Below are 6,833 nucleotides of genomic sequence, written 5' to 3' on the forward strand. Positions count from 1 at the left end.
CCACGTGCGGGAAAGCCGCCTGCGTGGATCTGTGCGGGGGGCGCCTAGCAATGGGCGTCCCTACCGCGATCCACTAGGTTGACCATGATCTTTTCCGAAAACCGGTTTCCACTTTTCGCTGACGCGGACTTTCGGTTCGGGGTCTACTCCAGCCATTCGGTGATGAAGCTGCCGTTTTCGTGGATGTCGGTGGTCTCCAGCGGGCCTGGGCCGAGATTGGTGAATTTGTGCGGCGTGTCCGGCGGCACGATCAGGATCTGGCCGGCCGACGCCTCGATCTGCTGGTCGCCGACGGTGAACAGCCCGGTGCCGGTGCGGATGATGAAAATCTCGCAATAGGGATGCATGTGCAGCCGCGGGCCGCCGCCGATCTCCGGCAGATAGTTGAAGATCAGGCAGCTTGTGGAGCCGTAGGCGCCGCACTGCAGTTCGCCCTGCCAATGGTCGGGCCAGCGGTCGGGCGTCCTGGCCCATTTGTCGCGGTCGATGACATGCGCCATGAGCCGAGCATAGACCGAGGCCGCGTCTTCTGTCGAGGCAAACACCGGCGCCGGTTTTGCATTGTTTTCCTGTGGTTTCGCCGTCTTCGTCGCCACGCCGCCCGCCGCCGAATTGCGGCCCCGCGACAATCTGCCCTTGTGCCTTCACCTGTCTGGACAAAAACGGGCTTCACGCATAAACCGAAGTCCAATTGCCGGAGGAATTCGCTAGCCTGTTCGCCATGCGCTGTCGGGTTGGCGTGAAAAAGGCGGGGAACAAGCCTCGGCCACCGGCACGGAAGAGGCGAAAGGATCAGGCACCCGTGAGCGCAACCGACATCCAGGATCCCAACCGTCGTGATTTTCTCTACGTCGCCACCGGCATGGCCGCGGTGGTCGGCGCGGGTGCCGTCGCCTGGCCGTTCATCGACCAGATGCGCCCGGACGCCTCGACGCTGGCGCTGGCCTCGGTCGAGGTCGACGTCTCCTCGCTGACGCCGGGAACCTCGCTTGTCGTGAAATGGCGCGGCAAGCCGGTGGTGGTGCGCAACCGCACCGAACAAGAGATGAAGGACGGCGAGGCGGTCAATCTGGCCGAGCTCAAGGATCCGCTCGCCCGCAACGCCAATCTGCCGGCCGATGCGCCGGCGACGGACGCCAACCGCACCATGCCGGGCAAGGAGGCCTGGATGGTGATGGTCCAGGTCTGCACCCATCTCGGCTGCATTCCGCTCGGCCAGGAAGGCGAGTTCGGCGGCTGGTTCTGCCCGTGCCACGGTTCGACATACGACACCGCCGGCCGCGTCCGCGGCGGACCGGCGCCGGAGAACATGTCGGTGCCGGTATTCCAGTTCATTTCCGACACCAAGATCCGTATCGGCTGAGGCGAGGGGACATTTCGATGAGCGAAGGACACTCGACCTATACGCCCAAGACCGGTATCGGACGCTGGGTCGATGCCCGCATGCCGCTGCCGCGGCTGGTCTATGACAGCTTCGTCGCCTATCCGGTGCCGCGCAACCTCAATTATGCGTGGACCTTCGGCGGCATCCTGGCGCTCATGCTGGGGGCGCAGATGCTGACCGGCATCGTGCTGGCCATGCACTACGCGGCGGACAGCAGTTTCGCCTTCGATTCGGTCGAGAAGATCATGCGCGACGTGAATTCGGGCTGGCTGCTGCGCTATCTGCATTCGAACGGCGCGTCGTTCTTCTTCGTCGCGGTCTACATCCACATCTTCCGCGGCCTCTACTATGGTTCCTACAAGGCGCCGCGCGAGCTGCTGTGGATCCTTGGCTGCATCATCTACCTGCTGATGATGGCGACAGGCTTCATGGGCTATGTGCTGCCCTGGGGACAGATGTCGTTCTGGGGGGGCGACCGTCATCACCGGCTTCTTCAGCGCCATCCCGCTGGTCGGCGAGTGGATCCAGCAGCTTCTGCTCGGCGGCTTCGCCGTCGACAACCCGACGCTGAACCGCTTCTTTTCACTGCACTATCTGCTGCCGTTCATGATCGCCGGCGTCGTCGTGCTGCATATATGGGCGCTGCATGTCGTCGGCCAGTCGAACCCGACCGGCATCGAGGTCAAATCGAAGACCGATACCGTCGCCTTCACCCCTTACGCGACCATCAAGGACGCGTTCGGGATGCTGGTGTTCCTGTTCATCTTCGCCTACTTCGTCTTCTACCTGCCGAACTTTCTCGGCCATCCGGACAACTACGTCGTCGCCGACCCGCTGAAGACGCCGGCCCATATCGTGCCGGAATGGTACTTCCTGCCGTTCTACGCGATCCTGCGCGCCATCACCTTCAATATCGGGCCGATCAACTCCAAGCTCGGTGGCGTGCTCGCGATGTTCGGCTCCATCGCCATGCTGTTCCTGGTGCCGTGGCTCGACACCTCGAAGGTGCGTTCGGCGGTCTACCGGCCCTGGTACAAGCTGTTCTTCTGGCTGTTTGTGATCGATGCCGTCCTGCTTGGCTGGCTGGGTTCGCAGCCGGCCGAAGGCAGCTATGTCTTCATGGCGCAGATGGCGACATTGTTCTACTTCGCCTTCTTCCTGGTCGTGCTGCCGGTGCTTGGCCTGATCGAAACCCCGCGGCGATTGCCGAATTCGATCACCGAGGCGGTTCTCGAGAAGAACAAGGGTGGCGGTGGCGGGCATCCGGCTCGCGCGACAGCCGCGCCGGAAACCAAGGGCTGAGCATGACCCCGAAAAGTGGAGACCGGTTTTCGGACAAGATCATGCTCGAGACGACGACAGCGCGGCAGAGAATCTCAAGGGGATTTGGTATGAAGACGATTCTCACCTCGCTGGCACTGCTCGGCCTTGTGCTGGCAGGCACTGCGGCCGCGACCACCGGGGCGATCGCCCAGGAGGAGGCGCACAGCGAAGCCGCGCCGACGCATTTCCCGATACACGAGCCGAAGGAAATGGACTGGAGCTTCGCCGGGCCATTCGGCACCTACGACAAGGCGCAGTTGCAGCGCGGGCTGAAGGTCTACAAGGAAGTCTGCGCGGCCTGCCATTCGATGAAATTGGTGGCGTTCCGCACGCTGGAAGACCTTGGTTACTCGGAAGCGCAGGTCAAGGCGCTGGCCGCCGAGTATACGATCAATGATGGTCCCAACGATGCCGGCGAGATGTTCGATCGTCCCGGCATACCGTCCGACTATTTCCCGGCGCCGTACCCCAACGATCAGGCAGCAGCGGCCGCCAATGGCGGGGCTGCGCCGCCCGATATGTCGCTGCTGGCCAAGGCGCGCGGCGTCACGCGCGGCTTTCCGCGCTTCGTCTTCGACATCTTCACGCAATACGCCCAGGGCGGTCCCGACTATATCCACTCGCTGCTGACCGGCTATGACGAGCAGCCGCCGGCGGGCATGGAGATACCGGAAGGCACCCACTACAATCCGTACTTCATAGCCGGCGTCTCGCTGAAGATGCCCAACCCGCTTTCCGACGACCAGGTGACCTATGACGACGGCTCGCCGCAGACGGTCGACCAGTATTCCCGCGACGTGTCGGCCTTCCTGATGTGGGCAGCCGAGCCGCATCTGGAAGCCCGCAAGAAGACCGGCTTTCGCGTGCTGGTGTTCCTGTTGCTGTTCGGCGCGCTGGTCTATCTGACCAAGCGCAAGGTGTGGGCCGGCGTGGCGCACTGAGCTACGCAAAGCCACGAGATCAAAAGGGCGTCGAAGGGCGCCCTTTTTGCATGTCCGAGGACTGCCTCCGAAGACCGCCTTCGAAGGCCGCCGGCTCCAGTCCTTTGCCGGACAATTTTCTTCCAGGCGCCACATCGCGGTAGCCGTCGCCGGCCGCGCCGGGTTACGATCGGCCAAAAATTCCCTTTCACGTCTTCAAGTCGGGCGAACGCCCGGAGAGCCGCCACATGAAACCTTCGCTCGAAGACACGCTGCTTGCCGCGATCCGCACCATTCCGGACTATCCGAAGCCGGGCATCCTGTTTCGCGACATCACCACGCTCTTAAGCGATGCGCGCGCCTTCCGCCGCGCCATCGACGAGCTGGTGCATCCCTATGCCGGCCAGAAGGTCGACAAGATCGCCGGCATCGAGGCGCGCGGGTTCATCCTTGGCGGCGCCGTCGCCCACCAGCTCTCAGCCGGATTCGTGCCGATCCGCAAGAAGGGCAAGCTGCCTTACGAGACGGTGCGCATCGCCTACAGCCTCGAATACGGGCTGGACGAGATGGAGATGCACAGGGATGGCGTGTCTCCGGGTGAGAAGGTGATCCTCATCGACGACCTGATCGCCACCGGCGGCACGGCGGCGGCAGCGGTCCAGCTGTTGCGGCAGATCGGCGCCGACATTATTGCCGCCTGCTTCGTCATCGACCTGCCGGACCTCGGCGGTCGCGAGAAGCTCGAGGGGCTCGGCGTGCCGGTCAACGCTGATCGGGTTCGAAGGGCATTGAGAGAGTGTTCTGCCTTCTCCCCTTGTGGGAGAAGGTGGATCGGCGCGCAGCGCCGAGACGGAAGAGGGTGTTGGACGGAGTGCTGTCGGTGCCAAGCTGGAGCACCCCTCATCCGACCGAGCTTCGCTCGGCCACCTTCTCCCACAAGGGGAGAAGGAAGAAGCTATCCCACCTTCACCAGCACGGCGCTTTCGAACTCGATGACCTTGTCGCCGGTCGAATCGAAAGCCTCCGAGCGCAGCGTCAGCACTCGCCAGCCCGGCCGCGATGCGATGGGGCGGTGGGCAAGCGCGGTGCGGGTGAAGGTCACGGTTTCTCCGGCATAGACGGGTTTTAGCCATTTGAGGTTCTTGAAGCCGGGCGATGGGCCGAATTCGGGCGCAGGCCCAGCGCCGGCCCAACTGATGCCTTCGGCCTCCACGCCGGTCTCAACGTTCAATTTCATCCAGGTTGCAGCTGTGTGCCAGCCTGAGGCGCACAGGCCGCCGAACACGCTGTTCTTCGCCGCCTCTTCATCGAGATGGAATATCTGCGGATCGTATTTTCGGGCGAACGCCTTGATCGCCTCGGGCTCGAATCTATGCGACCCGAGGGTGACGGTGACGCCGATGCGGAAGAACTCGTCCAATGTCATGAGCGGCCCTGTGCGGCATCACGGGCGAGGAACATGACGGTGTTCTCGAGTTCGAAGACGCCTTCGCCACGCTGGTTGAAAAGCTCGCTGCGCAAGGTGACGAGGCCGAGCTGAGGCTTGGACCTGGACAAACGTTTGGCAAGGACGGTGGTGTTGCCGCTCAAGATGTCGCCGGCCAGCACCGGCCTCTTCCACCGGACCTGGTCGACACCAGGGGCGCCTTGCGAGGTCGAGTCCAGCAGGAAGGCGTCGCACAGCATGCGCATGAACATCGCGCAGGTGTGCCAGCCGGAGGCCGCCAGCCCGCCAAGGATGCTGGCCCTGCCCGCCGCCTCGTCGAGATGCATCGGCTGCGCATCGAATCCTTGCGCGAATTCGATGATCTCGGCCGCACTCACCAGTTTCGTGCCGAGGTCGAGCGAGGCGCCCTCGACGAAATCCTCATAGGCCCAAGTCTTTTCATAGGCCGAAGTCTTTGCGTTGTTTCCGGTCATGGTCTGGAATCCGGTTCAAGGTTGTACGATCGTCGCGGATCGGGGTTCCCGGATGCAGGCGGGGCGGGATTTGGTCAAGTCATTTCTGGTGCGCCAGGCCATCGCGCTCAACGTAATAGAAGCTCCGAAGCCTCTACAACCAGCCGCGGCGGCGGAAATACCAGAAGGGCAGGATCGCCGAGAGGATCATCAAGCCGATGGCGAAAGGATAGCCGAAGTTCCAGGTCAGTTCGGGCATGACATTGAAATTCATGCCGTAGATCGAGGCGACCAGCGTCGGCGGCAGGAAGATGACCGCGGCGACGGAGAAGATCTTGATGATGGCGTTCTGCTCGATCGAGATCATGCCGAGCGTCGCGTCGAGCAGGAAGTTGATCTTCTGCGACAGGAAGGTGGCGTGGTCGGCAAGCGACAGCACATCACGCGACAAAGTCTTGATGCGCGCGCGGATGTCCTTGCTCATTTTGGTCTGGGCCGAAGCGTGGGTGAGGAAGCCGGCGAGCCGCTGCAGCGAGATCAGGCTGTCGCGGATCGAGGAGGCGATGTCCTCCTCGCGGCCGATGGCCTTCAGCAATTCCTGAAAATCGCGGTTGCGCTTGGAAGCCTTGGTCGAGCTTGCCCGGAAGATGTCGCGCGAGATCGTCTCGATGTCGCGGCCGGCACGCTCCAGAATGTCGGCGAGGCGGTCGACGATCGCCTCCAGCAGGCCGATCAGGATGGTGTCGCCGCTGGTGCAGCCGGTCGCCACCTTCTCAGCACGCTGCGGAAACGTCTTGAAAGCCTTCGGTTCGTGGTAACGCACGGTGATCAGCCTGTTGCCGGCCAGCACGAAGGTGACCGGCGACATCAGGGGATCGTCGGCCTCGGTCTGGGCCGGCAGAATGGCGGTCATGAAATAGGCGCCGTCCTCGACATAGAGGCGGCTCGAAATCTCAATCTCCTCCATCTCCTCGCGCGTCGGAATGCCAACGCCGAGCCAGGCCTCGATGGCCGCTTCCTCTTCCTTTGTCGGGCTCACAAGGTCGGCCCAGACGACCTGGTCGCTGTTTGCCAAGAGATCGTCGGCAAGGCGCAGGCGATCATTGTCCACGACGAATGCCTTGATCATCGCCGGGTCTCCTTACTGAGGCCAAAAGGATGGGTTCGAGTCGGCGCGTCGTTTGGATTGCACGGACAGGCGCTTTCGAGGAAAAGCAAGGGCCGGTGCAGACGCCCCTTAGACCGGGCATTGCAGGCAGTCAAGCCGCGCCGGAGGAGCCGCTCGGGCTCTTCCTTCTCCCCTTGTG

6 protein-coding genes and 2 pseudogenes are annotated in these 6,833 nt (G+C 62.9%); 4 read left to right on the top strand and 4 right to left on the bottom strand.

The annotated features are described in order from the left end of the window. Positions 1–143 precede the first annotated feature (143 nt). Positions 144–500 carry a cupin domain-containing protein gene (locus NMG80_RS04125; protein ID WP_254016964.1) on the bottom strand — a complete coding sequence of 119 codons (357 nt, stop codon included), beginning with the start codon at positions 498–500 and terminating at the stop codon, positions 144–146. A 302-nt stretch (positions 501–802) separates the two neighbouring features. On the opposite strand from NMG80_RS04125, the gene petA reads away from it, so the two are divergent. The 4 genes and pseudogenes from petA (at position 803) to NMG80_RS04145 (ending at position 4,419) form a co-directional block, all read left to right on the top strand. After that, positions 803–1,363, top strand: a complete 561-nt coding sequence (gene petA, locus NMG80_RS04130) for a ubiquinol-cytochrome c reductase iron-sulfur subunit (RefSeq protein ID WP_027151039.1) — start codon at positions 803–805, stop codon at positions 1,361–1,363. A 17-nt stretch (positions 1,364–1,380) separates the two neighbouring features. Further along, positions 1,381–2,686 (top strand): annotated as a pseudogene (locus tag NMG80_RS04135) (cytochrome b). 89 nt (positions 2,687–2,775) lie between these two features. Continuing rightward, positions 2,776–3,648, top strand: coding sequence for a cytochrome c1 (locus NMG80_RS04140; protein WP_254016960.1), 873 nt, complete (start codon positions 2,776–2,778; stop codon positions 3,646–3,648). Between the two features lie 227 nt (positions 3,649–3,875). Next, positions 3,876–4,419: pseudogene (locus tag NMG80_RS04145) on the top strand (adenine phosphoribosyltransferase). A gap of 163 nt (positions 4,420–4,582) precedes the next feature. Here NMG80_RS04145 and NMG80_RS04150 read toward each other — a convergent pair. The 3 genes from NMG80_RS04150 to corA form a co-directional block, all read right to left on the bottom strand. After that, positions 4,583–5,053, bottom strand: coding sequence for a MaoC family dehydratase (locus NMG80_RS04150; protein ID WP_254016961.1), 471 nt, complete (start codon positions 5,051–5,053; stop codon positions 4,583–4,585). Next, on the bottom strand, positions 5,050–5,547 hold the full coding sequence (locus NMG80_RS04155) for a MaoC family dehydratase (protein WP_254016962.1): 498 nt from the start codon (positions 5,545–5,547) through the stop codon (positions 5,050–5,052). Before NMG80_RS04155 ends, NMG80_RS04150 begins: the two co-directional genes overlap by 4 nt. A gap of 133 nt (positions 5,548–5,680) precedes the next feature. Next, the gene (gene corA / locus NMG80_RS04160; protein ID WP_254016963.1) at positions 5,681–6,655 is read right to left on the bottom strand and encodes a magnesium/cobalt transporter CorA; all 975 of its coding nucleotides are present in this window, start codon (positions 6,653–6,655) and stop codon (positions 5,681–5,683) included. Positions 6,656–6,833: the final 178 nt, after the last annotated feature.

The sequence above is a fragment of the Mesorhizobium escarrei genome, assembly GCF_935825525.1.
GTDB lineage: Bacteria > Pseudomonadota > Alphaproteobacteria > Rhizobiales > Rhizobiaceae > Mesorhizobium > Mesorhizobium escarrei.

Coding starts and splice junctions, on each gene's coding strand:
- NMG80_RS04150 (WP_254016961.1), bottom strand. CDS start 5,053: ATGACATTGGACGAGTTCTTCCGCATCGGCGTCACCGTCACCCTCGGG.
- NMG80_RS04155 (WP_254016962.1), bottom strand. CDS start 5,547: ATGACCGGAAACAACGCAAAGACTTCGGCCTATGAAAAGACTTGGGCC.
- NMG80_RS04140 (WP_254016960.1), top strand. CDS start 2,776: ATGAAGACGATTCTCACCTCGCTGGCACTGCTCGGCCTTGTGCTGGCA.
- NMG80_RS04125 (WP_254016964.1), bottom strand. CDS start 500: ATGGCGCATGTCATCGACCGCGACAAATGGGCCAGGACGCCCGACCGC.
- corA (WP_254016963.1), bottom strand. CDS start 6,655: ATGATCAAGGCATTCGTCGTGGACAATGATCGCCTGCGCCTTGCCGAC.